Here is a 26730-nt window from a genome sequence, read left to right as displayed (position 1 = left end):
GCCAGCCTAGACATCCGCATACTGCTGGCACATAAACTTGGCGCCGAGCATGTCTGCAATCTCACCGAACACCGAAGTGAGCGCGTTCACGTGCTGTGCCTCATTGGCGAAGGGCAATTCGTATCGGGCGATGCGTCCGCGAGCATCTGATGAGCGATCGTTACGGGAAGCTCGGAATTCAAATGTGATGTCGTATCCGCCGCCGCCGCGGGCCGGATAAATGACCGTGCATATCACTTTCGCCACAGCGCGATGCCGAAAGCGGAAGCTGTCGCTTCCGCATCTGAAGCCGACCCACGCCTTGTCGTGCGAACGGAATACCACGAGCACATCGTCCGACGGCAACTGTGTTAGACCGTCCGCCAATTCGCTTGCGGAAACCATTGAGGTGCCGGCGTCGCCATGCTCCTGTTCCACGACCTCGTGTTCGGCGACCATCTTTAGCAATAGGTCATAGACGAGCCTCGTTGCAGCTTGGCGGCCGTTCTCTTCGCTGTACACGATCAGTTGTCGAAAACGTGCTCGCTCGCCTGTCTCCTCCGGCATCGGGACGTTGGCGCTCTCTACAGCGGTCCCAGCCCGTTCATTCTCAGGATTGGCTTTGCTTCGACGGTCCAGCACGGCGCTCAACCAGATGAGAAGAGCCGTTTGCGGCACCAGCACGGCGATCATCACGGCAATCAGGGCACCGAGTCCCGCGAGGAGGCCGTGCTTAGGTGCGACGTGCGATGCAGCTTGCGCCCCGGCGTAGACAGGAAGGGTCAGATAGAGAAGCCAAAACATCTATGACCTGCTCAGTTGCCGAGAACGAATTTAACGTGCTGGATTCGCTAGGGCACGCGATGGAAGTGCCGAATGCGATGTGGCCACGGACGCGAGTCGGTCGATGTTGCGGGACCGTGTGCGATGTTAGTGCGAAGTACCGGGGCTGATCACTGTATCGCCGCGCTTAAGGGCGTTCTCGATCAAACGTTTGTTCAGTTCTACACGATTTTTCTTGCGTTCGCGGGAAACGTGCGAATTGACCATTCTCATTCAGCAAGCTGGAACGCCCTGTCAACAGGACGTCCGATTCAGGGTCGTAATATCTCTGCCACTTACCACGCAGGAACTGAGCGATCGTTTGTTCCACCAGGGTCTGCGCCTCAGCGTTCGTCTTTATGCTCTTATCGTTAAGTAGAAGGGAGCTACCTGGCAGGGCAAACGCCACGTTCAATTGCGGGATCAACCACTTTTAACTTTCCGTTGGGTTGACGCATCAAGCAAAAATTTGCGCCGTAGACGAAGCCCGCGTCGGCGTCGTACGGAACAAGGCCGATTCCATACAGCACGCCGGGCTGGAGCTTTTTGGGTTCCGTCAGAATATTGGCGCCCGCGATAGCCTGGCCATAAGTGAGGCACTCGCCGCGCTTCAGATAAAGCGGTTTCGAGGATTCCGGAACCTCGACCTGCCAGTATGACTCACTTCCAAAAGACCCCGTTGCATGAGAAACGCCGACGAAATGGATCCGAACAGGTTGATTTCCATTCTCATCAGCCGCCGCAAGACATACGACGGGCGAGTCACCTGTTTGTTTAATTGCGAGCCCGATCGAACCCTTCGAAGTAGCGAAGCTACACGACGAAATGAAGAAAAAAGAGAGGAGTCCGGCAGCTTTATTTCGGAAGATTCGATGCATTGTCTGGATCTTTCAAAAGAGGGTCAAGCACCTGCCTTAGTTGGTTTGGTGTACCAACATTTCCGGCGTGAATGACGGCTCCATAGTCTTTCAATATACAGAGGGCAAAATAGTCTGAAACCAGGTTGCCCTGCTGCTCCATGTTGTAGTCGCTAAAAACCTGGTTCGGCTCAATCTGATAACGGTAGGCGCTGTTCCCTCGAATGGTCACTGTCAAGCCATGCAAGCGGACAGAGTATCCTTTTTGGTACTGCCAAACATGCGTCATTTCGTGCATGAACCACGCGCGGTTCATGTTTACGGTACGTTTCTGCTTCTCATTTGGGTCTTGAGAGAAATCCTCGACGAAATCTTCATCCCGGAAGTACATGTTTCCATTCGGGGTGACCGCGGTATCTTTACTTTGCAAGTCAAACCAGAAGTAACTACCCCGATGAACTCGTACTCGACTGTAATCCACGCTGTCTTTGAATACGGTTTTGGCCATCTCGATTTCACCTTCCGTCAAGGGGCGCTCGTCACCCTTTACCGTAACCTTCTTAACGGAGGAGCCGACCTCTGTGTCGTTGGTTTTTACGCCGGACAAATCAACCTTCAATTCTTCCGGTGGATTCGTGTTGGTTATTCCGCAACAATCGACGTGTTGTGTGGGAGTCAACGTAGCTGTTTGAATGGGAACTGGTCGGTCAGTGGCAATGCGTTGCGTTTTACCACCATCATCGGTGACGCCAGAAACTGTAGTCCCATCCTGCAGCTGGAGTTTGTAGCTGACATTCGAGAGTACATCGCCTCGCTGATTAACAAACTGGATCTGTTCGTCATAAACCGCAATAGGTCCGAGCAACCCCACAGGCAACGCCGGCAACGCCGCCGCCTGCCCCCCAGGCCCCTCAAACGGATGCCCAGCCCCCTTCACCGACAGCAACCCAGATGTCTCAAACGTCACCGCATTCCCTTCCAGCCGGATCAACGAATCCCCGCCGTGCAGCACGATGTTCTGCTGCGCGAGGATCTCGACTGAATCGGCGGACGAGGTCACGGTAACAGCCTTGTCCGCCAGCACGGCCAGCGCATCGGTATGCGCCTGGATCGACACCGGCCCGCCTTCGGCAATCACGCGCACACCATTGCGTTGAGCAAATAGGCTCACGCCTTTGGCCGCCGCCGCTGCGATGACATTGCCTGCCGCGAGGTGCCAGTCAGCCTGCGCGGTGCCGTGCAAATGCCGCCCCGCGTAGACGGTGGTCGTGGCTTGCGAGGTGAGCGCGATGGTGGATGGCGATTCCGTCACCAGCAGCGGCTGGCCAAATTTGTCGACTGGCTGCTGAGAGTCCTGGCCGTTGACGTTGCTGGGGTACTTGCCGTCCTGCGCAGGGTCGAGCGCTTTGTCGATCGGCTCGAAGGCTTCGTTGGCGGCCAGCGGCAGCGCTTGCTGGCTGGAGGCCGCGTCGGACAAGCGCTGTGCAGTCTTCTGCGCGGCGGTGAGTTGCCCGCGCGCTTCATGGGCGTCGAGCAGCGTGCCGGCGGCTTGCGCGCGCGCGGTGGTCGAGAGCAGCAGGCCCGCGCCCGCGCGCACCACGGCCCAGGCATCGGTGCGCAGTTCGGCGCCAGTGCCGCGCCAGCTGCCGCGGTCTCCGCCTGTGGCGCCGTGCGAGGTGACATAGCCGAGGTTCAGCTGGCTGTTGGCGGTGGAGCTGGCCAGGCGGGTGCGCAACTGGCCGGGATGATCGTCGACGACCCACTGGTTGTAGCCATCGCCGCCGAGGCCCTGCGAATGCCAGCCGGAAAGGGCTTGCCCAAGCGGCGCATCGGCAGGGGCCCAGGGCAGTGCGTCCTGCGTGTTGTGCAGCTGCATGGCGATCATCGGACGATCGATATCGCCGTCGATAAACGTCAGCAGGACCTGCGTGCCGGCGCGCGGCAGGTGATTGCCGCCCCAGTTCGGGCCCGCGCTGGCGCTGGCCACACGCACCCAGGCGGTGACCTGCGTGCGGTCGCTGCTGGACGGGTCGGAAAACGCATTGGCCTCCGGCGCGCGCAGCCACGGAAAACGCACGCGCACGCGGTGGTCGCGGTCGGTGGTAAGCGGCGCGCCGTCATCGGCGATGACCACGGCGGCCTGGCCCTCAGGCGCCGTCGGGCGACGGCGATAGGGCGGCACGATGGGCGCCTCTGCCGGCACAGCGACGAAACGATTGCGGTAGCTGCCCGATTCGATCTCGGTGGTGGAGAGCAAACGCGCGATGTCGGCGCCGAGGTTGTTGGCGGCTTCGTGCTCGATCTGCAGCGTGACGAACTCGCTGTGCTTGCTGTCGAAATGCTGTGTGAGCGTAAAGCGTTGGCCAGCGCCCAATTGGCGCACGCTGCCTTGCCCCTCGTAGCGCAGGTATGCGCCTTCGTGCGCCTGCATGCGCAGTTGCGCGGCGCGGCTGGCCTCTTGCGTATTCGTATATTGATACGAGCCCGAGGCCTCAAAACGCTCCAGCGTCGGCAGTTCGCCACCGGGTTCGCTGGCGCTGGCTTGGGCGCTGGTGGCGGCCAAGGCCTTGTAGTCCCACGAGGCGAGTGTCACTGCGTTGGTGCCGACGCTGTGCGCGTTTGACAGGCGCTCGATCGCGTCGTCGCTTTCGGTGGCGTCAACGCGGTGGAAGCGGATCTCCGGCTGCGGGCAGGCGGGCCGTTGCGCATCGTTGTCGAAGATGACGACAGTGTGACGTGACTGCGCGCTGCCTTGCTGTTGCTTGTCGTCGCTTTGCTCGTGTTCAATGCGGAACGACAGGCCTTCCTCGGCCAGCAGGCGCATCACGAAGGCGTAGTCGGTCTCTCGGTATTGGCAGCAGATCGAGCGCTTGGTACACGGCTGTGTGGCGGCAATCTTGTAATGCGCGGTGGGATATTCGCTGAAAACCTCTTCGATGATCTCCAGCGCGGTCTTGTCCTGATAGACGAAGCAATCGCTGCGCGTGCGCAGCCGATCCAGCCACGGCACGACGCGCAGGCGGTAGCGCGCGAGACCGCCGTCGCCACCAAGCGATGCGCAATCCGCTACGTAACCGTGCCACGCGCGCCGCTTGCCGTCGGCTTGCACCAGGCGCAGCGTGACTTCCTGCGAAGCCAGCTTGGCGGTATCCAGATGCGCCGATGGGCTCAGGCAATCGATATGCAGGACGAACGAGGCCGACACCGCTTCGGTGGCGGTAAAGCGCTCCACGACCAGGTTGTCGGAAGCGAGCGCCGTCTCAAGCGTGATCTGGCGGGTCTGCTGCCCGAGCAGCGCGCCCAGGACGGCTTGTGGCACGGCGGCCGGCAGGTTGGACAAAGGCTTCATCGGAACAGCGTCGCGCTGGGGTTCGTGTTGCGGTTCAGCAGGAGGATGGGCACGCGGCCCATCGTGGCCATCACGGCAGCGAAATCGTCAGGTGCGAGAAGCGCGGCCCGAGCTTGATGACCTGCGAATAGCCTTCCAGCGTTTCGTTGGTCTTGGTGCTTAGCGTGTGCGACAGGCCGAGGAAGCCCAGCAGCCCGATCAGCGCAAACACGGCGCCAAAAATCCACAGCGGCGTTTCACGCTTGAGCATGTGCGCGACCTTGTCGGGCAGCGGCCAGTGCGGGGCAAACGCGGCGCGCTTGCCCTTGATGGCGGAAATTTCGTCGCCCAGGCGTGCGGTCAGGTAAGCCAGTTTCTCCGGGCCTTCGAGGATGTACTTGCCGCGGAAGCCCAGCAGCAGGCACATGTGAAAGACTTCCAGCGCCTGCAGGCGCGGCGCACCGTGTGCACGCAGCTCTTCAAGCTTGACGAAGAAGGTCTCGCCGGCGAGCTGTTCGCCAAACAGCACGAGCTGCAGCGGGCGGCGCTCCCAGGCCGGGCGGATCGCAAAGTTGGACGACAGGATGGTTTCGTCCACGGCGGCGCAGAACGCGTACTTGGCGTCGAACACGTCTTCGGCCGACACGTTCAGGCGCTTGGCGCCGCGGTCGAAATCGTCGAGGAAGGCACGTACGCGCGAGAGGAAATCTTCTGCGCTGGTCGGCTGCTGGGCATTGCGCAACTGGAACAGCATGAAGAAACCGTCGTACAGCAAGTCGAGCAGCGTGCGCGCGTGCGTGTTGGATTCACGTGCATCCGCCGCAGCGGTTGCCGGTGCCGAGCCGCCAAACAGCGAAGGGGTGGAGGTAGCGCTCATGAAGTCACCGCGATCAATTCAAGTTTGAGTTCCCGGATACCGGCCGGGGCATAGATGGTGAGGGTCTGCGCCTGCAGCATGCGTTCGTACAGCATGCCCCGCGCTTCAACGGCGAAGTAGCACGCGCCCGGGCGCACCGGAATGGCGGGGGGCACCTGCGGCGTGTAGGTGAGCGGCACGCCGGGCATGGACGACAGCACGAGCTTTTCCACGTCGTCTGGGGCGCCGACCTTGAAGCGCGCCGGAATGGCTTCCACCAGCTCAGCGGCGGGCATGTCTGCCGACACCGACAGGTAGAAGCTGGTCTGGTCGTCGATCTTGCCGGAGTCGATGCGGCCGAGGTGGAACGACGGGCGCGTCTCTTCCAGGGCAATCGCAAAGTAGCGCGTGGAGATGACGGTATCGAGCAGCTCGCGCACGATCGTGTCGAGCTTGGCAAACACCGGGCCCGGATTGTCGTGATCGTAGGCGGGTAGGTCGGCCAGCGTGTAGCTCTTGGTGAACGTCATGAGCGCGCCGGCCAGACGCAGCATTTCCTGGAACAGGCGCTCAGGGTGCAGGTCGGGGTGGTGATACAGGTGCGACAACGCCGCAAAGGCCGCATTGGCCGTATGCAGCAGCCAGAAGGATGCAATGTCGCCGGAGCGGAATTCGATGATGTTCTTGGTCGGCTCGCGGTGGAAGCCGTACAGCGCGTTGACCTTGGCCTGCAGCGCGTCGAGCAGGCGGCGCAGGCGCTGATACAGCACGGCCGAGGCGTTGATCGCCATGCTGGGCGCGACAAAGCTCTCGTCCAGCTCAAAGCCGCCGGTGCCGGTACGCCGCACACGCACCACGGGCAGCGAGATGAACTGCTCGCGCGGCTCCGTTTCGGCAATCAGCTTGACCGACTTCTTCAGATACGTAATAGCGGCGGGTTCGGCCTCCGTATACAGGTCGGCCGTTTCCTCTTCCGTGCCGACAAAGCGTGACACAGATGCGCCCTCGATCTGCTCGCGATAGTTGCCGCCGTTGTCTTGCAGCGGATACAGCGCGATATGGAAGGTCAGCTCCGACACGCCAGCCGGAATGGCGTCGAGCACCAACGGCGGCGGAAGCGCGTCGGCCTGTGGAGCGAAGTACAACTCGCCGTCGGGAAAGAACAGCGACAGCTCAATCACGCGCAGCACGCCGCTGGCCAGCGCATCGGTATCGAAGCGCGCATGGCGGATGCCCCATCCGTACGGCTGGATGACTTGCGCGGTCGCGTGCAGGCGCGATTCGTGATACGCGTCCTGACGCTGGAAGTGCTGCGGACGCAGGAACAGCCCTTCGCCCCAGAGAATCTTTGCGGAGTAACTCACGTTGGCCCTTGTTGTTCAGCTACCGCACACCGCGGGGGAGAGCAGGTTCAGATCAGTCAGCGGCGTGGTGCCGGCGGGGGTGGTCAGCGTGCCGGACGTGACCGTCATGGCACAGGCGTGCAGCCCGATCACGATGCCCGACTTCTCGTTCTTCTCGGTGTTGAAAGCAAACTTCCAGCGCTGTGACGCAGGGCTGCGGAACAGCGCCACGATGCCCAGCGTGGTTGCTTCGCGCGAGACCTTCTCGGTGAAGTCGTAGCGCTGGCCTGGGATCAGCGTCATCTCGCGCACGTTGACCAGATCGGCGCCCAGCGTTTGCTTCTCACGCGCCGGGTCGATGAAGGTGTCATACGGCGCCTGCAGGAAGCTGGTCGGGTCTTTCAATGAATACAGGCGCACCACTACCGCTACGGGACGGCGGTCGTTGGCGGCGTTCAGGTTATTGCCCGCCGTCATCTTGAGCGGCACTTCGCGCGGCGGCTTCTGTGCATCGGGCAGGTTCGACGATTTGAGCCCCATCGCTTCCAGCGCACCGTTGGCCGCGCCGGCCAGCACGCTCGCACCGGTGGAGCAGGCGGCCAACGCCACCACGGTGGCGCTTACCAGCATCAGCTTGAGCGCCCCTGCGAGACGGTGCTTCAGAGAGTGCTTCAGAAGGCGGCCGCAGCCCGGCTGCCTTGCCGCTTGCCCCCAAGCAGCATCGAATTTCATCATCTTCATGCCTGATTTCTGAATTACTTAATTCTCTTTGTTTGACTGCTGCTGCGCCCGTTCCACTAAAGGGGTGGCGAATTGTTTCGGTTTCTTAATAAAGTAAATCGAAAGAATGTTTCGGTTTCTTAATAATCGAAGATTGTTGCCGGATGCGGCGCTAAGGTACTGAATACAAAGGATGTTTCGGTTCCTTAATAATCCGTTTTTGGTTGTCAACGGCAACGAGCGGAGTGTACTATTTCGCGCCAGTCGAGACCAACATTTAACTCGTCAATTCCGGCGAATTTGATTGGGTATCGACACACCGCTTTGAAACTTTGAAGAGTCTCGCCGTGGCCAAATCCTCGTCTACTTCCGTTCTCCGTTCCTTCATCGTGCTGGCTGCTGCCACCGCGCTCTTTGCGGGTTGTGCGACCAATAACCCCGGACCCCAAACCGACGAGGCCTTCGGCAAGAGCATGTCGGAGGCGGAAGCTGCGGCCAAGGGTGGCCAGCAGGACAAGGCCATTGATCTGTACCAGCAGATCGCCAAGCAGAACCCGACCCGTGACGAGCCATGGGTGCGCATCGCGCAGATCCAGTTCGGCGCAGAGAAATACCCCCAGGCCATCCTGGCTGCAGAAGAAGCCCTGCAGCGTGACAACGCTGATCGCCAGGCCAAGAGCATCCTGGCGGTGAGCGGCTTGCGCGTGGCGCGCCGATCGCTGCAGGAGCTGCGTGCCGACAGCGCGCTGGCCGGTGACGTGAAGACCGACGCGCAGGTGCTTGCCAAGATGCTGCGCGACACGCTGGGCGAACAAGTCCTGTTCCCGGGTGAACAGCCGGTCGCCAAGCAGCCGGTACGCCGCCCCGCGCGTGTTGTCCGCCGCGCAGCGCCGGCCGCCGAGCATGGCACCACTGCTGCGCCTGCAGCAGCCACCGGTGCTGCCAGCGGCAGCGCAGACCCGTTCGGCGCACTGCGTTAAGCACAGCGCTGGTTCGCATTCCTGGAGGAACGTGATGGCCAAGAAAGAAAGCGTACAGAAGCGTCTGCAGAAGGTGCGTCCGCCGCGTGTGCAATTGACGTATGACGTCGAAATCGGCGATGCAATCGAGACGAAAGAGCTGCCATTCGTGGTGGGCGTGGTGGCTGACCTGTCGGGCCAGTCCGAAGTGCAGCAACCCAAGCTGCGCGACCGCAAGTTCGTCAACATCGACCGCGACAACTTCGACGAAGTGATGAAGGGCGTGGAGCCGCGTGCGGCGTTCCAGGTGCCGAACACACTGACGGAAGACGGCGGCCGTTTTGGCGTCGACCTGAAGTTCCGCTCGCTCGAAGACTTCAGCCCCGAAGCCGTTGTCGAGCAGGTTGAGCCGCTGCGCAAGCTGCTCGAAGCCCGCTCCAAGCTGGCTGACCTGCGCAACAAGATGGCCGGTAACGACAAGCTCGAAGACCTGCTGTCGGAAGTGCTGAAGAACACCGAAAACGCGAAGAAGCTGGGCGCCAAGCAAAACGGGGGCGAGGATGCTTGAGAACCAATCCGCTGCGCAGGGCGCCTCGGTTGCGGAAGAGGTGAGCCTGCTGGACAGCATCGTAGAGCAAAGCCGCGTCGCCAAGTCCGACTCCGAGCGTGAGCGCGCGAAAGACATCATTGGCGAGCTGGCCAGCCAGGTGCTGAGTGGCACCGTGGTGGTGTCCGACAATCTGTCGGCCACCCTCGATGCACGCGTGGCCGAGCTGGATCGCCTGATCTCGCAGCAACTGAGCGCAATCATGCACGCGCCGGAATTCCAGAAGCTGGAATCCACCTGGCGCGGGTTGAACTATCTGGTCAAGGAAACGAGTACCGGCCAGACGATCAAGATCAAGGCGCTCAACGCGACCAAGCGCGATCTGACGAAGGACTTCAAGACCGCCATCGAGTTTGATCAGAGCGCGCTGTTCAAGAAGGTCTACGAAGAAGAATTCGGCACCTTTGGCGGTGCCCCGTTTGGTGCACTGATTGGCGACTACGAAGTCACGCGTCAGCCTGAAGACATGTACTTCATCGAGCAGATGGCGCACGTGGCAGCGGCATCGCATGCGCCGTTCATTGCGTCGTCATCGCCTGAGCTGCTGGGCCTGGAATCCTTTGCCGACCTGGGCAAGCCGCGTGACCTGGCCAAGGTGTTCGACACGGTCGAATACGCCAAGTGGAAGTCGTTCCGTGACTCGGAAGATTCGCGCTACGTCGGTCTGACCTTGCCGCGTTTCCTGGGCCGTCTGCCGTACAACCCGAAGGACGGCACCGTGGTCGAGAGCTTCAACTTTGTTGAAGACGTGGACGGCACCGATCACAGCAAGTACCTGTGGTGCAACGCCGCCTGGGCGTTCGGCGCGCGCCTGACGGCAGCGTTTGACGACTTCGGCTGGTGTGCTGCCATCCGCGGTGTGGAAGGCGGCGGCCTGGTCGAAGACCTGCCGACGCACACCTTCAAGACCGACGACGGCGAAATCGCACTCAAGTGCCCGACCGAGATCGCCATCACCGACCGCCGCGAGAAGGAGTTGAGCGACCTCGGCTTCATCCCGCTCGTGCATTGCAAGAACACGGACTACGCCGCGTTCTTCGCCGCACAGTCGGCGCAGAAGGCCAAGAAGTATGACTCCGACAGTGCAAACGCCAATGCGGTCCTGTCTGCGCAGCTGCAGTACATCTTCTCGGTATCGCGCGTGGCGCATTACCTGAAAGCGATGATGCGCGACAAGATCGGCAGCTTTGCCTCGGCCAAGAACGTTGAGACGTTCCTGAACCGCTGGATTTCGCAGTACGTGCTGCTGGACGACAACGCCACGCAAGAACAGAAGGCGCAATTCCCGCTGCGCGAGGCGTCGATCCAGGTGGCGGAAGTGCCGGGCAAGCCGGGCACGTACCGTTCGGTGGCGTTCCTGCGGCCGCATTTCCAGCTCGATGAACTGTCGATCTCGCTGCGTTTGGTGGCGGATCTGCCCAAGTCGGCCAACTCGTAATTCCTGACCGGACTCTCCCCGGGGGGGAATGTTCGGGCATAACCACCCGTTACGCTCGTTACCCGTTGCAGTACCAACAACCAATCTATTGAAGAGGGTCTCTGTATGAAGGATATCTACGTCAAGTTCGACAGCCCGGCAATCAAGGGGGAGTCGCAAGACAAGGATCACAAGGACTGGATCGAAATCAACAGCTGGTCGCAGGCCATCAGCCAACCGCGTTCGGCCACGGCTTCGACCGCCGGCGGCCACACGGCTGAGCGTTGCGAGCATCGCGACATGGTTTTCACGAAGGATCTGGACGTCGTCAGCCCGCTGCTGTACCAGCACGCTTCGGGCGGCACGACCTTTGGTGAAGTGACCATCGAGTTCTTCCGCGCAGACGGCGAAGGCAACCGCGTGAAGTACCTCGAAGTCAAGCTGAAGAACGCCATCCTGAGCGAAGTCGATTCGCAAGTGGTCGCCCAGGGCATTCCGACCGACACCTTCAGCCTGCGTTACGCCGCTGTGCAGTGGAAGTACACGCAGCAGAAGAGCGCCGGCGGCCAAGGCGGCAACTCGCAAGGCGCCTGGAGCCTCACCAAGAACGACAAGACCTACTCGGTTTAACGTTTGGCGTTCTCCTGATGACAAGAGCCGCAGCCGCCGTGCTGCGGCGTCTTGTTTTCTAGCAGCATATGAAAGGCTTCGAACCCAGCCTGCTCGACAAGCTCTTCGACGACGAGCCGCACGCGCCCATGCCCACGGCATTGCGCCAGCTCTCGCTTGAAGAACTCAAGAGCACCGTGGCACGCGATATTGAATCCTTGCTCAACACGCGCATCGTGTTGGAAGAGGACGACTTGCACGGCTTGCCGGAATGCAAGCGGTCGTTGCTCACGTATGGCCTGAACGATTTTTCCGGCCTGAGCCTGGCCAGTTTCTACGACCGCAACTACATCTGCCAGTCGCTCACCAAGGCGATCGAGCGGCACGAGCCGCGACTGCAGCATGTGAATGTGTCGCTGGAAATCAATGAACGCGCGACCAATGCCTTGTGCTTTGGGATCAGCGCGGTGCTGCTGGTGGGGCCCGCTCGCGAGCCCGTGAGTTTTGACGCCATGCTGCAACCATCGACGCTGCGGTATTCCGTTTCGCGCGGACGCGGCTGAGATTGCACGGACCTGCACAAACGCACCACCCGCAATACGCTGAAGCACCCGCAGGATCGCCACCGGACCGCCACGAAGAATGGAAGAGCTGCTGCCTTATTACGAACGAGAACTGGCCTTCCTGCGCCGGTACTCGCGCGACTTCGCCGAGCGGTATCCGAAGATCGCCGGCCGCCTTGCCATGTCGGGCGACGGCTGCGACGATCCGCATGTCGAGCGGATGATCGAGTCGTTTGCCTTCCTGACCGCACGCGTCAGCAAGAAGCTCGACGACGACTACCCAGAATTTACCGAGGCGCTGCTGGAGGTGCTGTATCCGCACTACCTGCGGCCCTTTCCATCGTGCTCGGTGGCGCATTTCGATGTGCGCGGCGTGGCTGCGCAACTGAGCGCGCCGGTCACGATTGCGCGCGGCACATTTCTCACCACACGCGTGGTGCGCAAGGTCGAATGCCGTTTCCGCACCGCGTACGACGTCACGTTCGCGCCGGTGCGCGTTGCCGGCGCGACGTTCGAGCGCGCAGTGTCGGCGCCGGCGGCCGTGCAATTGCCCAAAGGCGCGACGGGCGCCATTGCCATCACGCTCGAATACGTGGGCGAGCGCGGCGGTTTTGAATCGCTGCCACTGGACAAACTGCGCGTCTATATGGACGGCGAACCGTCTTTCGTAGCCGCGCTCGGTGACGCGCTGTTCCTGCATACCGCGGCTGGCTATGTTGAAGCTGAACGCGCAGGCGTCTGGAAGCGCCTGATTTCCGTGCCTTTGCACGAAGTCGGTTTCACCGAAGACGAATCCCTGATCGATTGCCCGGCACGCTCGCACCCGGCCTATCGGCTGTTGACCGAGCACTTCAGCTTTGCCGAGAAATTCAACTTCTTCGACATCGACCTGGCTGCATTGCGACGCGGCCTGACGCCGGGCGTGCCGGTGCGCCGTCTGACGCTGCATCTGGTGCTGAAAGACGTGCGCAGCGATTCGCACGCCGCACGCCTGCTCGAGAACCTGCAGCCGGAGCACCTGCGCCTGCATTGCACGCCCGTGGTCAATCTGTTCCAGCAGAAGGCCGACCCGATCCGCATCGAACATACGGCCAGCGCCTACCCAGTGGTGGCCGACAGCCGTCGCGCGCACGGCTTTGACATTTATTCCATCGACAACGTGCAACTGGTGCGCGAGACCGCGGCACACGAAAAGGTCACGGAGTTCCGGCCGTTCTACTCCCTCCATCACGGGGAAGAGCCCGGCCGCGCGGGCCATTATTGGCTGGCACGCCGCAACGAGCTGATTGCGCAGCGCAGCCCGGGTTTCGAAACTGAAATCTCCATCGTCGATACGCAGTTCGACCCCGCCAGCCCGCAGACGGATACGCTGAGCCTGACCGTCACCTGCACGAACCGCGACCTGCCTTCGACGCTGGCGTTCGGGCAGCCCGATGGTGATCTGTCGATGGAAGGCAGCTCCATCGCCCGCAACATCACCTTCCTGCGCAAGCCGACGCCGTCGATGCGGTTTGGCGGCGGACGGGCGGCGCAATGGCGTTTAATCTCGCTGCTGGCGCTCAACCATCTGTCGCTCGTGCAGAACGGTCTGCCGACGTTGAAAGAGATGCTGCGTCTGCACGATCTGCCGCGCAACGCGATCTCGGCACGGCAGATCGAGGGCATCGTTGCCCTGGACTACCAACCGGCGACGCAGTGGCTGGCCGGCAAGCCGTTCGCCACCTTCGTGCGCGGCCTGGAAGTGCGCCTCACGCTGGATGAAGACGCCTTTGTGGGCACCAGCATGCACCGGTTCATCCGTGTGCTGGACCACTTTTTCGGCCTGTACGTCCACATGAACAGCTTTGTGCAGTTGATTGCGGTCTCGCGCCGCAGCGGCAAGGAATTGGTCAAATGCGCACCCCGCAGCGGCGAATCGATCCTGGTGTGATCCGGCGGCTGCTCCAGCAGCCGCACCGGTACCAGTTCTTCCAAGCCGTGCGGTTGCTGGAGCAGCTGTTTGCGCGCGAAGGCGGCATGGCGCCCGAGCAGGCACTGGCCACGCGCCTGAGCTTTCGTAACACGCTGTCGCTCTCGTTTCCGCCCAGCGAACTGCAGCACATCGAGGCCGAGGGCATTACCGCCGAGATGCTCGAAACCGATACCGCGTTCATCGCTGCGCTGGAAGAGGGCGCACTCGATTTGCTGGCGATCACGCCCACGTTCTTCGGCATGCTGGGCGGCCAAGGTGCCTTGCCGCTGCGCTACACCGAAATCGTGGCGGAGCGCGAAAGCCTGTGGCGCGACCGCGCTGCACGTGCGTTCTTCGACATCTTCTCGAACCGGGCAACGGCGCTGTTCTACCTGGCGTGGAAGAAATACCGCCTGCCGTTCCAGTACGAAGTTGACAGCAGCAAGCATTACCTGCCGCTGCTGCTATCGCTGGCGGGTGCGGCTGACAAGACGCTGCGCCGCGATCTTTCCACCACGCCGGGGCCGATCCTCGACGAAGCGCTGGCCGGTTATGCCACGGCGATCCGGCATCGGCCGGTGTCTGCGGCGTACCTGCAGCGTGTGCTGTCGGATTACTTCCAGGCGCCGATGCGGGTGGAGCAGTTCGTCGGCGGGTGGTATCGCGTGCCGGCGTCGCAGTACACGCGGCTGGGCAGCACCAACAACGTGCTGGGCGCCACGGCGCTGGCCGGCGCGCGGGTGTGGCAGCGCGACCTGCGCGTGCGCCTGTGGGTCGGGCCGCTCAAGCGCGCGCAGTACCGCAATTTCCTGCCCGGTGCGTCTGGCGCGCTGGCACTGCGCAAGATGCTGACCATCCTGTGCGGCACCACGCTGGAGTTTGAGATCAAGCTGATCCTGCGCCACCAAGACGTGATCGGCAGCACGCTGGACAACAGCAACGACGGCCGCCTGGGCTGGGACACCTTCCTGTGCTCCCGCCCCGCGCAGCAGGACCGCAGCGATGCGCAGTACACGCTCGCGCCGCTGCATTGATACCGACACATTCATCGATTCTTTCGGAGCGCTGCCGCCATGGCCATCCCACTCAAAACCCTGATCGCCAAGCTGAATGCGACAAGCCGGCAAGCCGCCGAGCGCGCCGCGTCGCTGTGCATGGCGCGCGGCAACTACGAGGTCGATCTCGAACACCTGTTCCTGGCGTTGCTGGAAAACCGCCGCAGTGATTTTGCTGTGGCTGCCCGTGCCAGCGGTATCGACCTCGCGGCGCTGCAGCGTGACCTGGAGGCCGAGATCGGCCGCTTCCAGACCGGCAATACGCGCACGCCGGCGTTTTCGCCGTACCTGCCGAAGCTGTTCGAGCACGGCTGGCTGATTGCCTCGCTCGATTCGCAAATCACGCGCATCCGGTCCGGCCATCTGCTGCTGGCACTGTTGACGGAGCCGAGCCTGTCGGCGCTCGCGCAACGTGGCTCGCGCCTGTTCGGGCAGATTCAGGCAGACCGCCTCAAGCACGATTTCGATCGACTGACCGCCGGTTCAGACGAACAAGTGCAGGCCGTGGACATTGCTGACGACGGCGCAGATGCAGCGCAGGGCGAAGGCGGCAAGCCCGCTGCCGCCCTGACGGCCACACCGGCGCTGGATCAGTTCACCGTCGACCTGACGCAATCCGCGCGCGATGGTCGCATCGACCCTGTGATCGGCCGCGATGCCGAGATCCGCCAAGTGATCGACATCTTGATGCGTCGTCGCCAGAACAACCCCATCCTCACCGGGGAAGCGGGCGTGGGTAAGACCGCAGTGGTGGAGGGCCTGGCTTTGCGCGTGGCTGCCAACGACGTGCCGCCGCCGCTGCAGGGCGTGACGCTGCGCACGCTCGACATGGGTCTCTTGCAGGCCGGCGCCAGCGTCAAGGGCGAATTCGAGAACCGTCTGAAGAACGTGATCGACGAGGTGAAGAAGAGCCCGAAGCCGATCATCCTGTTCATTGACGAAGCGCACACCATCATCGGTGCGGGCGGGCAGGCCGGGCAGAACGATGCGGCCAACCTGCTCAAGCCCGCGCTCGCACGCGGCGAGCTGCGTACGATTGCGGCCACCACGTGGAGCGAATACAAGAAGTACTTCGAAAAAGATGCCGCACTGGCGCGCCGCTTCCAGGTCGTGAAGGTGGAAGAGCCCAGCGAGCCGCTGGCGGCCGCCATGCTGCGCGGCATGGCTGGGCTGATGGAGCGCCACTTTGGAGTGCGCGTGCTGGATGAAGCGATTACCGAGGCAGTGCGGCTGTCGCATCGCTATATCAGCGGCCGCCAACTGCCGGACAAGGCCGTCAGCGTGCTGGACACGGCCTGCGCCAAGGTGGCGTTGGGCCAGAGCGCCACGCCCGGTGCCATCGAAGACGACCAGAAAACGCTGGAACGCCTGCAGGGCGAAATCAACGCGCTGCAGCGCGAGCAAAGCGCCGGTGCCGAGCACGATGCACGCTTGAAGGCGCTGAACGAGCAGCGCACGGAACTGGAGCAACGCGTCGCGCAAAACACCGAACGTCTGGCGCAGGAGCGCGCGCTGGTTGCACGGATTCAGGCGCTGCGCGAAGCGCGCGAAAGCGATGCCGCGCAAGCCGGCGAGGAAGACGCACTGCCCGTGGCCGCCAACAGCGACGTGGTGTCGATCCCCAAACGCAAGCGCGCTGCCGACAAAGCGGACGAGCAGGACGAACTGGCCAAGCTGCTTGCCGAGCTGCGCGCGCTGCAAGGCGAATCGCCCATGGTGCCGCTGCAGGTGGATGGCCATGTCGTGTCGGAAATCGTCTCGGCCTGGACGGGCATCCCGCTGGGCCGCATGGTCAAGGACGAACTGCGCACGGTGCTGAACCTCAAGCCGCTGCTGGCCGCCCGCGTAATCGGGCAGGACCACGCGCTGGATGCCATTGCCCAGCGCGTGCGCACCGCCACCGCCAACCTGGAAGACCCGAACAAGCCGCGCGGCGTGTTCCTGTTTGCCGGCCCGTCGGGCGTCGGCAAAACGGAAACAGCGCTGGCACTGGCTGACATTCTCTACGGCGGTGAACGCAAGCTCATCACCATCAACATGAGCGAGTACCAAGAAGCGCACAGCGTGTCGGGCCTTAAGGGCTCGCCGCCGGGCTATGTCGGCTATGGCGAAGGCGGCGTGCTGACCGAAGCCGTGCGTCGCAACCCGTACAGCGTTGTGCTGCTGGATGAAGTGGAGAAGGCCCACCCGGACGTGCTGGAGATGTTCTTCCAGGTATTCGACAAGGGCGAGATGGACGACGCCGAAGGCCGCCCGATCGACTTCCGCAACACCATCATCATCCTCACGTCGAACGTCGGGTCGCAGGCCATCATGCAGGCGTGCCTGAACAAACCTGCCGAGGAACTGCCCGACACCGATGCGCTGGCAGAGCTGCTGCGCCCGACGCTCTACAAGGCGTTCAAGCCCGCATTCCTCGGGCGCATGAAGGTCGTGCCGTATTACCCGATTTCCGACGACGTGCTGGCCGAGATCATCACGCTCAAGCTGGGTCGCATCCGCGATCGCGTGGCCATTAACCACAAGGCGACGTTCCAGTGGGACAGCGCGTTGGTTGAATCCGTGCTCGCACGCTGCACGGAAGTGGATGCCGGCGCCCGCGCGGTTGATCACATCCTCAACGGTACGCTGCTTCCGCAGATTGCCGAGTCGGTGCTGACGCGCATGGCCGAGGGCGACAGCGTCGAGAAGATCAAAGTCGGCGTCGGCAAGAACGGCGAGTTCAAGTACCGCATCAACTAAGTGGCTTCGCTGGAGCACATCATGGTCTCTCCGACCGAGTTGGCAAACCTGCTACGTGCGTCGTTCTCCCAGGCCGACCGGCTGCTGCGGCTGGAAACGCCGTTGGGGCCGAACGCGCTGCTGCCTGAACAGGTGGACGCTGCCGAGCACATCGACGCAGGCGGTTTTCGCCTGGAACTCACGGCGCTGTCTGACAACGCCGACATCGATTCGGCCAAGTTGCTCGGCCAGCCGGTGCGGCTGGACTTGCTGACGCAGCAGAGCCGAAGCGCGCTGCGGCCGTTTCATGGTCACGTGACGCGCTTCGAGCAGGTGGGGGCCAACGGCGGCCTGGTGCGCTATCGGCTGGTGATCGAACCCTGGCTGGCATTCCTGCGCCACCGGCAAGACAGCTTCCTGTTCCAGGACATGTCGGTCATCGAGGTGATCGACAGCCTGTTTGGCGACTACCAGGGCCAAGGCCGCCTCGTGCCCGCATGGCGCTGGGCCTTGCGCGACAGCTCGGTTTACACGCGTCGCAGCGTCATCACGCAATACGACGAAAGCGACTTCGATTTCGTCACGCGCCTGCTTGCCGAAGAAGGGCTGTTCTATTTCTTCGAGCACGAAGCCAAGGATGGTGACGCGCTAGGCGTACATCGTATGGTCATTGCCGATGCCGACGACGTGTTTGTCGACAACGCACAGGCGAGCATCCGTTTTGGCCGCGCAGATGCCACCGCCACCGAAGACGTGATCGACCGCTGGCAAGGCGCGCGCCGCTGGCAAACGAACGCCGTGTCGATTGCAAGCTGGGACTACCGCACCAACGCCAAGCGCGCCGCGCAGCTCGGCGCGCAGCAGCAAGGTAACGACGGCCCGCAGCTGACGCTGCAAGACACCGATTACCCCGGTCAGTACTGGTTTGAAGACAACAACCAGGCACAGCGCGTCGCGCGGCTGATGATGGAAGCGCTGGAGCTGCGTGACAAGCAGTTCGACGGCGAAGGCACAGCGCGCACGTTGGCGACCGGCACGCGCTTCCAGTTGCTCGATCATTTCGATCACGACGATGGCGAGCAGCGCTTTGCCGTGTTGGCCGTGACGCACCAGGCGCGCAACAACTTCAACGACCGCTTCGGCCAGCTGCTGACCGAAACGCTGGGCGCACTGCGTGGCGGCGATGTGCTGGCCGCCGGCAGCAACCACGGCACGGGCGACGACGCGCCGTTCTATCGCAACCACTTCACCGTCGTGCGCGACAACGTGCCCGTGCGCCCGCAGCAGAGCGACGAGCAAGGCCGTGCGTTGCACCCACGTCCGACCGTCAACGGCAGCCAGACCGCGCTGGTGGTGGGCTCGGAAGGCCCTGTGCATACCGATCGGGACCATCGGATCAAGGTGCAATTCCACTGGCAGCGCGGCGCGCGGTCAGCCAGCCGCCAATCGCATCCGGCCGGCGACGACAACGCGCGTGCCAGCGCAGGTCTTGGCGCATGGGTGCGCGTGACGGCGCCCGTGGCCGGCCCGAACTGGGGCGGCGTGGCGCTACCGCGCGTCGGCCAGGAGGTGCTGGTCGAATTCCTGCAAGGCGACATCGATCGGCCTGTGGTGGTGGGCGCTGCCTACAACGGCAGCGGCCAGACCGACGCGCAGTACAACCAGAACCAGGCCGGCGCAGCCGGCGCCACCGGCAACGCGCCGGCGTGGTTTGCCGGCGACAGCAAGAGCCAGGGCGCCTACGCCCACAACGCCGTGCTGTCCGGCATCAAGACGCAGGCGCTAGCCGGCAGCCAGTCGGGCTCGTCGGGTTACAACCAACTCGTCTTTGATGACTCCGAAGGGCAGGCCCGCACGCAGCTCAGCACCACGCAGGCCGCCACGGGCCTCGTGCTTGGCCATCACAAGGAACAGGTCGACAGCGCGCGGCAGGCAGATCTTGGCCACGGGGCCGCGCTGGCCACCGACGACAGCGGCAGCGTGCGCGCCGGCGCCGGCCTGCTACTCACCGCGCACAGTGCCGACGCCGGCGCCGCGCTGCAAGACAGCGAAGCCGCCGCCAGTCAGATCGAAGCCGTGAGCTACCTCGCCGAATCGCTTGCCGACGCAGCGCAGAAGCAGAAGGCCGGCCTGGCCGATGAACCTGCCGCCAAGGAGCTTCCCGCGCTCAAGCAACTGCGCCACACCACCGAAGTGCTGCGCCATGCGGAAAGCGCCGGCGAGGGCGCACAAGCCATCGCCTACAGCGAACCGCATCTGCAAGTCTCCGCGCCCAAGGGCATCGTCAGCACGACGCCTGTGGATGCTGTGCTGGTTGCCGGCACGCAAGCCACGCTGATCGCGAAGCAGGACACCAACGTTGCCGCGGGCGGCAATCTCTCAGTCGCAGTCGCCGAGGGATTGAGCCTGTACGCGCACGGCAAATCGCTTGGGCAGGCGGGCGACGCGACACCTGGCATCGCCATGCATGCCGCCAGCGGCAAGGTCGGGCTCTCCAGCCTCAAGGGCGAGAGCCATCTGGTAGCCGAGAAGGCCGTGACCGTGGCGTCCACCCAGGGCAACGTGACGGCGGAGGCGAAGCAGCATGTGCTCGTCAATGCGGCCGGTGCGCAGATCAAGGTGACGAACGGCACGATTGAGCTGCATGCACCTGGGATGGTGACGTTTAAGGGGGCGGGGCATCGGTTTGTGGGGCCGGGTGGGGCGGGGGCAGACAACAGTCTTGCGAGTGGCAATCTGAAGGGGTGCAGTCCTGCTGTAGAAGGTGCTGCACGCGAGCAAAGCGCACTCATACCGTTAGGTTGAAGGTGCCATGACTGATCAACTATCGCGGCAGGCTGCACAGATTAGCCAAGCATTGCATTCCAGTGTGATTGCAAGGCTAGACGCGGATTGCATGCTGTTGATCGACACGGTGCCGCGCATCATTTCGGAAGACGATGCACTCTGGGAAGGCTATTCGCAGAGCAGAAACGAGCGCGTCAAGGTTGCACACCCGGGCATCGACCCCTCGCATTACCCAATGCTGTTGCCTTTGAATGTCGCAAAGTTCAAAGATAGTCATTTTCTTGAGCAAAGCGTTCTGAGTGCGCTCGAGGAATTGCCTTCTCAATCTCTATGCAATGGTTGGGGCCGGCGGATAACCGGCTGGCTGACCAGTTCAGAGCCCGTCCGTAACGTAGCCCGTCACTTGGCATCAAGCATGCTCCAGCGTCACCCTCAACACGGTGGTCTTGCTTGGTTGCGCTTGCAAGACCCCGCAGTGCTGTGGTGGCTTTGGTCATTTCTTTCTCGTGCACAGCGAAATGCTTTACTTGGGCCCATCGAAACCTTTTGGTTGCTGAATCCAGCTGGTAGTTTGATTGAGCTGCGGGTTGATCCCATTGATGGCGAACGTGCACAGGCGCCGCTGACGTTGAGTCCGGACCAGTGGCAAGACGTTGGTTGCATCGCATCGCTAAACATGGCACTCCGAGAGTGGGGGCGAGCTCAGATCATCGGAGCGCAATTCGATTCCTTGTGCATGGGCGCGCTCGCGGCCGTACGCCGGGCGCGCGCAGCCGGTTTCAATGACAAGCGCGATCTCGCGGCCTATGCACGCGCCGCGTTGGATATCCATCCGGATTTTGACGCCCATCCGCTAGTACAGGCTCGTCTCGCGCTGCGCAGCGAGGGCGACTATTTCACGAGTTTGATCGACGGCCTGGAAGAGCACGACTGGCAGCGCATCGCGAATGAGAGCGGTGTGGTAGCCGTTGGCTGAAGTGCCATCAAGGCATAGCTAATTTCGCCAAGACAATCCAGAACACCTCATGCCACCTAGTTCACCCCCCAGCCAATTCTGCGACCAGTGCAAAGCCACCGGTCTGCCTATTCTGCCGGTTCGATATGCCGTCGTGCCGAAGAGCGTCAATGCGGCGTTGCCTGACTGGGTCAGCGGTGACCGGGTGAAAAGTGTGCCTTTGGGAGACGATTTTCAATATGCACTGCGTACGTTGCGCACTGGCTACCTGTATCTGTTCTATGACAAAAATGCACGCGGCTCCAAGCAGTGGGAATGTTACGCAGTTGGTGAAGATGGCAGCCTGATTCGCCAATCTGATCCAAAATCCGCTCAGCCGCAAAGTACCCCGGTACTGCAATGCTCACGCCACGGGACCAATAACACTCAAGTGCACTATCTGGTGATTGAACACCCTGAAAGATGCGGTGCGACCTGGATTGCCTATAGCGAGCATAAATGGAGCGACGAGACCCTGGAGGAGTATCAGAAGAACAGCAAGCTCCGCAACAAGCGTATGCAGACCATTCAACCGGGGGTGATGGCTGCTGGAGCAAAGCACAGCCATGGCCACATTGCCGACAAGGCAGTGCTTGAAGCTGTGCTCGAATACGCACCAACAACGCCCAAGGCTCCGCTGCCGTTCAATCCCTCCGTGGGCACTTTGAGTAAGGACGACGGCAGCTATCTGGCGAACAAGCTTGAACAGATGAGTACCCGGTATCCATGGCATTTCCGGAACGGTATGGCAGAGGGTACGGTCAAGCACATGGAGAATCGTGGTAAAGGCGCAGGGACGACGGCCAAGCCCCATGTGCTGGCGCTCTGGGACGCCATGGGAATCACGCACGAACTCAACGGTTTCAGGAACGACGCAGCCGGATGGATCAAAAAGTACAGCGATGAGCGGGAATTGCAGTTGACGGCACTCAACAGCTATGCCGGGCTCAAGGAAACGCTAGAGGGCGTTGCTCAGGCGCAAGGGGAAGAATACATTCGGCGCGGTGTGGAAGACGGCCCACTGCAGGACGGGATACGTGAGCTGGAGGAGAAACTGAAGTCTTCGCCGGACGATGAGTATCTGCAAAATCAGCTTAAGCAGTTTCGGAGTCTGCAAGCCACACTGGCGGCTTCAGCGCCGCAGGTGGGCAAGGCGTTTGGCAAGAGCATGGCGGAACAGGCATGGCCCAAGTATCAGGACCGCATTGATGCGTCTGCCGAAAAATTCAAAGCAAGGTTGGAGGAATTTCACGCGAAGGCGGCCGGGATTGTCGACAGACGTACCGTACCGCTTATTCACTGGCTGGAGTCCGCGCTGCTGCTTGACACGCTGAACGACTACCATGGCGAGAACGTGGAAGACGGATTGCTGTTCGAGCAGGACATTGGCGAAGCGATCTTCGGGCTGGGTAGTTGCCGATCTGGGGCACGGAAAATCTCGGACTGGGTTGCCGAATGCAAAGCCAGCGTGGAGGGCAACCTACTTTGGCGCGCGGTTGCGCTCAACCAGACTGCCGCGCGAGCAGAGCTGGACAAGGCGCTGGCCGAAGCGAAGCAGCACAAGAGCCAGCGCACCGAAGCGAAGACTCTGGAGTGGATGGGCTACACCACTAAGAGCCTCAAGGCTTTCGCCGACACTTATAAAAAGGCGCAAAGTGTATTTGATGCGAACACCAAGGCCGCGTCGCAAGCTGGTTCATTGGCTTTCGGCGCGCGGCTGAAGCCGTTAAACATGCGCGGGGTGGATAAAGTTGTCATCAGTGCGGGTGATGCAGTATTTCGCTTTTTCCGTATCGATACGCTCGCTGACTACGTCAGCGAGAAGATCATTCAGCATATTTTCAGCGTCCGCGCTTTTGTCACCCCGGCCGATTCGGTCAATCTGATCATCGCTCAGGCCAAGAGTGAAGGACTGCTGCGCGAACAGTTATTGAAGCGCTTGCGTACGGCGCGTGCATTTTTGGCGGCGGACACGCCGGCGATCAGAAGTGCACAGGCTGAATCGCTCAAGGCTACGTGGGGTGGTTTCAGAGCCAGCGGTGGCACGGCCGTGGGCCAAGCGGTGAAAGATGCGCGGCTGGCGTTGGTGGTAGGGGCGATCGAAGGGGTGAACTTCGCGAAGCTGCTTGCTGACTGCAAAAGCAAGAACGACACCAAGAGCTACTTGAGCTTACTGGCTTCCAGCATGAGCATCACTAGTGCGATGTTCGATATCGCTGCCACGGTGGCGAAGAACATGCCCAATATGGGGACCAACACTTGGGCATACCAAGGGTTGAAGTTGTGGGGTGGGATGCTCAGTGGCGGTGCTACGTTTATCGGGGTTGCGCTGGATATCGGCGATGCCGTAAAAAACTACGACAAGGGTTATGGCTATTTGACGTTCTTCTATTCTGCAAAGGGACTCATGGGTTTGGGCTCTGGCGTACTCACTGTAGCCGTCGGTCTCACCTATGCAGCGCCACTCGTCGCGCGCCTCACTGGTCGTGTTGCAGTGGGCACTGCCGTCGAAGCCGTTGGCGCGCGCGCGGCCGCGTTTATTGGGCTGCGCATCTTGGGCATGGCCGCTGGCGGATGGGTCACCGTTGGATTGATTGGCATTCAGGTAGTTATCTGGATCATTACACCCAATGCTCTCGAAGAGTGGGTCGATCATTCGGCCTTTGGCAAGAAACGCGGCACCGGCGGCTATAAGACTGCAAAGGAACAGGATGAGAAGTTGTCGGATGCTTTGGTCAAAATGGGTTTCCAATAAATGAAAATCGAGCAACGGCCTGAAGGGCTGGTAAAGCTGACTGGCACGATAACGAACTACAAGGTCACCCGTGCAGAAGCGAGTTTCGTGTTTACGGAGGACGATCGGGACAAGCTCGGAGTGGTCGCCATTGCAGCGGGCATCGCGGGGCTGAGTGGACCCGCGATCGCGACAGCAGCGTCCGCATCGAGTGCGGAGGAACATGCTGATTACGTCGAATTCGACCTTGACGGCGATCCGGTCAAGGGCTGGGTCTGGCGCAGTCCTTTCAAAGAAGGGGACAAAGTCGAAGTGGCCGCCGAATGGCGTAATGACCACTATGAGACAGCGGGCATTGCCAGACCAGAGGACCGCATCATCGCGTTGTACCCGCATTGCTCTCGGGGTAAGGCCCGGCATATCAAGAATGCGGTGAAATGGTGGGTTATAGGAGTAGCAGGGATACTTGTGGGACTAGGGGCGCCGATACTGGGAATCATGCTGTTGCTCGTCGAGTCGCCGCAGAATTTGCTGCACGACGTTTTCCCGTACGGCTTCCTCGCCATGAGCGCCGGGTTCTATGCGTTCTTCGGCCTGATGACCATTAGCCTCGCCCGAAAATGGATGCCCTTCGTGCGACTGACGGAGCGAGTCTGCCGCACCCTGGGCATCCCTGACTCTGCCAATGTCGATTTGGTCAAATCTGCGAAAGCCCAGCGCAAGCCCGATGACCCGGGGGAATACGGTTCCTTCTACTTCCGCTATTGATCTGACTCCAGAGGCGAATCTCGGTCGATTCCGGGCACATGAAGATTTAGAAACAATCCCCCCAACCGCCTCAAGCCTGCGTAGCATCTCCACCGTCCGCCCCGCGCGTGCGGACGTCACATTTCACGCACGCTGATATGAACGCACTGTCCCGCCTCGCCGCCGCTTTTGCTGTGGTCGCGTTGCTCGTCACGCCCGCTTTCGCTCAGGACGACACCCCGTTGCAGGTTTCGTACCGCCAGGTACTGACCGAATATTTCAAGGACGCGCCGACCGCGTCGAAGAAATACGACGGTCGCCGCCTGGTCTTCAAGGGTCAGGTCTATCCGTTGTCCGACGACAGCCTGAACACGCTGGCCCTGACCGAAGAGCTGAAAGTGGGCGCGCCGTTCCAGGACGATCAGCGTGACGCGCTCAAGGCGCTGTTTCCCGATCACAAGCTTGCGGCGTACAAGCCCAGCAAGGACATCACGCTGGATTGCCTGAACCGGCAGTTCGTTGGCCTGACGCTGGCGCTGGCGGATTGCCGTGTCGGCAAGCCCTGATTTTCGTATTGCATTCCGGTTTCGTTTCCGAACATGGCCTCTCTTCCGTTTGACCAATTGCTCGCTCCGCTGCCCGGCGCCCAGCCGTGCGGTGAAGACATGCTCTTCTCTGCAGAATTCGACAGCATCCAGGATGCGCGCCGGTTTGATGACCCGTCACTCGATCAAGGTGAGTGGGTCACGGAGATCAAGGAGGCCGACTGGCGCGCCGTCATTGCCGAGAGCACGTCACTGCTGCAGAACCGCACGAAGGATCTGCGCCTGGCCGCATGGTTGGCCGAGGCGCTGTCCAAGGAGCGTGGCTTTGCCGGCCTGCGCGAGGGCTACGAATTGATCGCCGGCTTGTGCGAACAGTTCTGGGAGCACCTCTATCCGCTGCCGGAAGCCGATGATCCTGAAGCCCGCACGGGCAGCATGGCGTGGCTTGCGACGCGTTCGAGCCAGCTCATTCGCGAGGTGCCGCTGGTGGACGCGGGCAAGGGTGGCTACAGCCTGATCGATTGGGAAGTCGCGACCAGCCTGGTCGAAGCCATCCGCCGCGATCCGGAACAGGCAGACGAGCTGTCACGCGGAAAAATAACGCAGGAGCAGTTTGAATCCGCACGGCGCGCCACGCCGCCTGCGTTCTACAAGACGCTGCACGACGATGTGGTCGGCTGTGGCGCCGCGCTGCTGCGGTTGGAATCCGTTCTGGATGCACGGGCGGGGGATCACGCGCCGAGTTTCCGCCCGGCGCGGGAAGCCTTGCAGGCGGTGCGCGCATTGGTGGAGCGCTTTGGTGGCAAGCCAGAACCCAAGCCCACCGCGGTGGAAGCGAAGGGCGCTCAACAACAGGCTGCCCAGTCAGCCGCAGGCGCGGTTGTTGAAACGGTTGCCGTCGGCCCGATCCGCACGCGTGCGCAGGCGCTGAACCAGCTGCGCGATGTAGCCGAGTTCTTCCGCCAGACCGAGCCGCACAGCCCCGTTGCTTACCTCGCCGCGCGTGCCGCGAAATGGGGCGACATGCCGCTGCATGCGTGGCTGCGTACGGTGGTCAAAGATGATGCGACGCTGTCGCAGATTGAGGAGCTGCTGGGCCTGGGCGATCCGCCGTCGGAAAGCGCGAGCTGAACCGG

Annotated in this window: 19 protein-coding genes and 1 pseudogene; 14 read left to right on the top strand and 6 right to left on the bottom strand. The window is 61.8% G+C overall.

Features of this window, described 5'->3' with window-relative positions:
• Nucleotides 1-6 precede the first annotated feature (6 nt).
• From ACEN9T_RS02550 to tssJ, 6 genes and pseudogenes are all read right to left on the bottom strand, one after another.
• Nucleotides 7-783, bottom strand: coding sequence for a hypothetical protein (locus ACEN9T_RS02550; protein ID WP_413706328.1), 777 nt, complete (start codon nt 781-783; stop codon nt 7-9).
• Between the two features lie 404 nt (nt 784-1187).
• Nucleotides 1188-1679, bottom strand: a complete 492-nt coding sequence (locus tag ACEN9T_RS02545; RefSeq protein ID WP_413706327.1) for a hypothetical protein — start codon at nt 1677-1679, stop codon at nt 1188-1190.
• An 840-nt stretch (nt 1680-2519) separates the two neighbouring features.
• Nucleotides 2520-5007, bottom strand: a pseudogene (locus tag ACEN9T_RS02540) (type VI secretion system Vgr family protein); the annotation flags it as partial.
• Nucleotides 5008-5077: 70 nt separating this feature from the next.
• Nucleotides 5078-5863, bottom strand: a complete 786-nt coding sequence (gene icmH / locus ACEN9T_RS02535; protein WP_092975336.1) for a type IVB secretion system protein IcmH/DotU — start codon at nt 5861-5863, stop codon at nt 5078-5080.
• Complete coding sequence (gene tssK / locus ACEN9T_RS02530; protein WP_024978983.1) at nt 5860-7206, bottom strand: type VI secretion system baseplate subunit TssK; 1347 nt, start codon at nt 7204-7206, stop codon at nt 5860-5862. The genes icmH and tssK overlap by 4 nt, the downstream gene beginning before the upstream one ends.
• A 15-nt stretch (nt 7207-7221) precedes the next feature.
• Complete coding sequence (gene tssJ, locus ACEN9T_RS02525) at nt 7222-7815, bottom strand: type VI secretion system lipoprotein TssJ (protein WP_254775731.1); 594 nt, start codon at nt 7813-7815, stop codon at nt 7222-7224.
• Nucleotides 7816-8252: 437 nt separating this feature from the next.
• Between tssJ and ACEN9T_RS02520 the strand changes: the two genes are divergently transcribed.
• The 14 genes from ACEN9T_RS02520 to tssA all read left to right on the top strand — a co-directional run bounded on the left by ACEN9T_RS02520 (nt 8253) and on the right by tssA (nt 26725).
• Nucleotides 8253-8885, top strand: coding sequence for a hypothetical protein (locus ACEN9T_RS02520; protein WP_092975583.1), 633 nt, complete (start codon nt 8253-8255; stop codon nt 8883-8885).
• Between the two features lie 34 nt (nt 8886-8919).
• Nucleotides 8920-9432 carry a type VI secretion system contractile sheath small subunit gene (gene tssB / locus ACEN9T_RS02515; protein WP_009241817.1) on the top strand — a complete coding sequence of 171 codons (513 nt, stop codon included), beginning with the start codon at nt 8920-8922 and terminating at the stop codon, nt 9430-9432.
• Nucleotides 9425-10909 (top strand): type VI secretion system contractile sheath large subunit, encoded by a 1485-nt coding sequence (gene tssC / locus ACEN9T_RS02510; RefSeq protein ID WP_024978980.1) that lies wholly within the window; start codon nt 9425-9427, stop codon nt 10907-10909. The genes tssB and tssC overlap by 8 nt, the downstream gene beginning before the upstream one ends.
• Before the next feature lie 105 nt (nt 10910-11014).
• Entirely contained in the window at nt 11015-11518 is a 504-nt protein-coding gene (locus ACEN9T_RS02505) for an Hcp family type VI secretion system effector (protein ID WP_009241815.1), read from the top strand.
• Nucleotides 11519-11586: 68 nt separating this feature from the next.
• Nucleotides 11587-12060: a type VI secretion system baseplate subunit TssE gene (gene tssE / locus ACEN9T_RS02500; protein ID WP_024978979.1), complete on the top strand. Its 474-nt coding sequence runs from the start codon at nt 11587-11589 to the stop codon at nt 12058-12060.
• 79 nt (nt 12061-12139) lie between these two features.
• Complete coding sequence (gene tssF / locus ACEN9T_RS02495; protein WP_413706326.1) at nt 12140-13990, top strand: type VI secretion system baseplate subunit TssF; 1851 nt, start codon at nt 12140-12142, stop codon at nt 13988-13990.
• Nucleotides 13954-15045 carry a type VI secretion system baseplate subunit TssG gene (tssG, locus tag ACEN9T_RS02490; protein ID WP_413706325.1) on the top strand — a complete coding sequence of 364 codons (1092 nt, stop codon included), beginning with the start codon at nt 13954-13956 and terminating at the stop codon, nt 15043-15045. The genes tssF and tssG overlap by 37 nt, the downstream gene beginning before the upstream one ends.
• A 39-nt stretch (nt 15046-15084) precedes the next feature.
• Nucleotides 15085-17808, top strand: coding sequence for a type VI secretion system ATPase TssH (tssH, locus tag ACEN9T_RS02485; RefSeq protein ID WP_413706324.1), 2724 nt, complete (start codon nt 15085-15087; stop codon nt 17806-17808).
• 21 nt (nt 17809-17829) lie between these two features.
• On the top strand, nt 17830-20592 hold the full coding sequence (locus ACEN9T_RS02480) for a type VI secretion system Vgr family protein (protein WP_413706323.1): 2763 nt from the start codon (nt 17830-17832) through the stop codon (nt 20590-20592).
• Between the two features lie 91 nt (nt 20593-20683).
• Nucleotides 20684-21550 carry a DUF4123 domain-containing protein gene (locus tag ACEN9T_RS02475; protein ID WP_413706322.1) on the top strand — a complete coding sequence of 289 codons (867 nt, stop codon included), beginning with the start codon at nt 20684-20686 and terminating at the stop codon, nt 21548-21550.
• A gap of 133 nt (nt 21551-21683) precedes the next feature.
• Nucleotides 21684-24323: a T6SS effector BTH_I2691 family protein gene (locus tag ACEN9T_RS02470; protein ID WP_413706321.1), complete on the top strand. Its 2640-nt coding sequence runs from the start codon at nt 21684-21686 to the stop codon at nt 24321-24323.
• Nucleotides 24324-25070, top strand: a complete 747-nt coding sequence (locus tag ACEN9T_RS02465) for a putative type VI secretion system effector (RefSeq protein ID WP_413706320.1) — start codon at nt 24324-24326, stop codon at nt 25068-25070.
• A gap of 137 nt (nt 25071-25207) precedes the next feature.
• Nucleotides 25208-25615, top strand: a complete 408-nt coding sequence (locus ACEN9T_RS02460) for a hypothetical protein (RefSeq protein ID WP_254775722.1) — start codon at nt 25208-25210, stop codon at nt 25613-25615.
• Between the two features lie 33 nt (nt 25616-25648).
• Nucleotides 25649-26725 (top strand): type VI secretion system protein TssA, encoded by a 1077-nt coding sequence (tssA, locus tag ACEN9T_RS02455; RefSeq protein WP_092975307.1) that lies wholly within the window; start codon nt 25649-25651, stop codon nt 26723-26725.
• Nucleotides 26726-26730: the final 5 nt, after the last annotated feature.

It is taken from the genome of Ralstonia sp. Ralssp110, from assembly GCF_047325135.1.
Taxonomy (GTDB): domain Bacteria; phylum Pseudomonadota; class Gammaproteobacteria; order Burkholderiales; family Burkholderiaceae; genus Ralstonia; species Ralstonia mojiangensis.
The sequence above is the reverse complement of the archived record's forward strand: the minus strand, read 5'-3'. Positions and strand labels throughout refer to the sequence as shown.

What these genes read in the sequence shown, in the direction of transcription:
- ACEN9T_RS02550 (WP_413706328.1), bottom strand. Translation starts at nt 783, where the DNA reads ATGTTTTGGCTTCTCTATCTGACCCTTCCTGTCTACGCCGGGGCGCAA.
- ACEN9T_RS02545 (WP_413706327.1), bottom strand. Translation starts at nt 1,679, where the DNA reads ATGCATCGAATCTTCCGAAATAAAGCTGCCGGACTCCTCTCTTTTTTC.
- icmH (WP_092975336.1), bottom strand. Translation starts at nt 5,863, where the DNA reads ATGAGCGCTACCTCCACCCCTTCGCTGTTTGGCGGCTCGGCACCGGCA.
- tssJ (WP_254775731.1), bottom strand. Translation starts at nt 7,815, where the DNA reads ATGCTGGTAAGCGCCACCGTGGTGGCGTTGGCCGCCTGCTCCACCGGT.
- tssB (WP_009241817.1), top strand. Translation starts at nt 8,920, where the DNA reads ATGGCCAAGAAAGAAAGCGTACAGAAGCGTCTGCAGAAGGTGCGTCCG.
- tssC (WP_024978980.1), top strand. Translation starts at nt 9,425, where the DNA reads ATGCTTGAGAACCAATCCGCTGCGCAGGGCGCCTCGGTTGCGGAAGAG.
- ACEN9T_RS02505 (WP_009241815.1), top strand. Translation starts at nt 11,015, where the DNA reads ATGAAGGATATCTACGTCAAGTTCGACAGCCCGGCAATCAAGGGGGAG.
- tssE (WP_024978979.1), top strand. Translation starts at nt 11,587, where the DNA reads ATGAAAGGCTTCGAACCCAGCCTGCTCGACAAGCTCTTCGACGACGAG.
- tssF (WP_413706326.1), top strand. Translation starts at nt 12,140, where the DNA reads ATGGAAGAGCTGCTGCCTTATTACGAACGAGAACTGGCCTTCCTGCGC.
- tssG (WP_413706325.1), top strand. Translation starts at nt 13,954, where the DNA reads ATGCGCACCCCGCAGCGGCGAATCGATCCTGGTGTGATCCGGCGGCTG.
- tssH (WP_413706324.1), top strand. Translation starts at nt 15,085, where the DNA reads ATGGCCATCCCACTCAAAACCCTGATCGCCAAGCTGAATGCGACAAGC.
- ACEN9T_RS02480 (WP_413706323.1), top strand. Translation starts at nt 17,830, where the DNA reads ATGGTCTCTCCGACCGAGTTGGCAAACCTGCTACGTGCGTCGTTCTCC.
- ACEN9T_RS02475 (WP_413706322.1), top strand. Translation starts at nt 20,684, where the DNA reads ATGCTGTTGATCGACACGGTGCCGCGCATCATTTCGGAAGACGATGCA.
- ACEN9T_RS02465 (WP_413706320.1), top strand. Translation starts at nt 24,324, where the DNA reads ATGAAAATCGAGCAACGGCCTGAAGGGCTGGTAAAGCTGACTGGCACG.
- ACEN9T_RS02460 (WP_254775722.1), top strand. Translation starts at nt 25,208, where the DNA reads ATGAACGCACTGTCCCGCCTCGCCGCCGCTTTTGCTGTGGTCGCGTTG.
- tssA (WP_092975307.1), top strand. Translation starts at nt 25,649, where the DNA reads ATGGCCTCTCTTCCGTTTGACCAATTGCTCGCTCCGCTGCCCGGCGCC.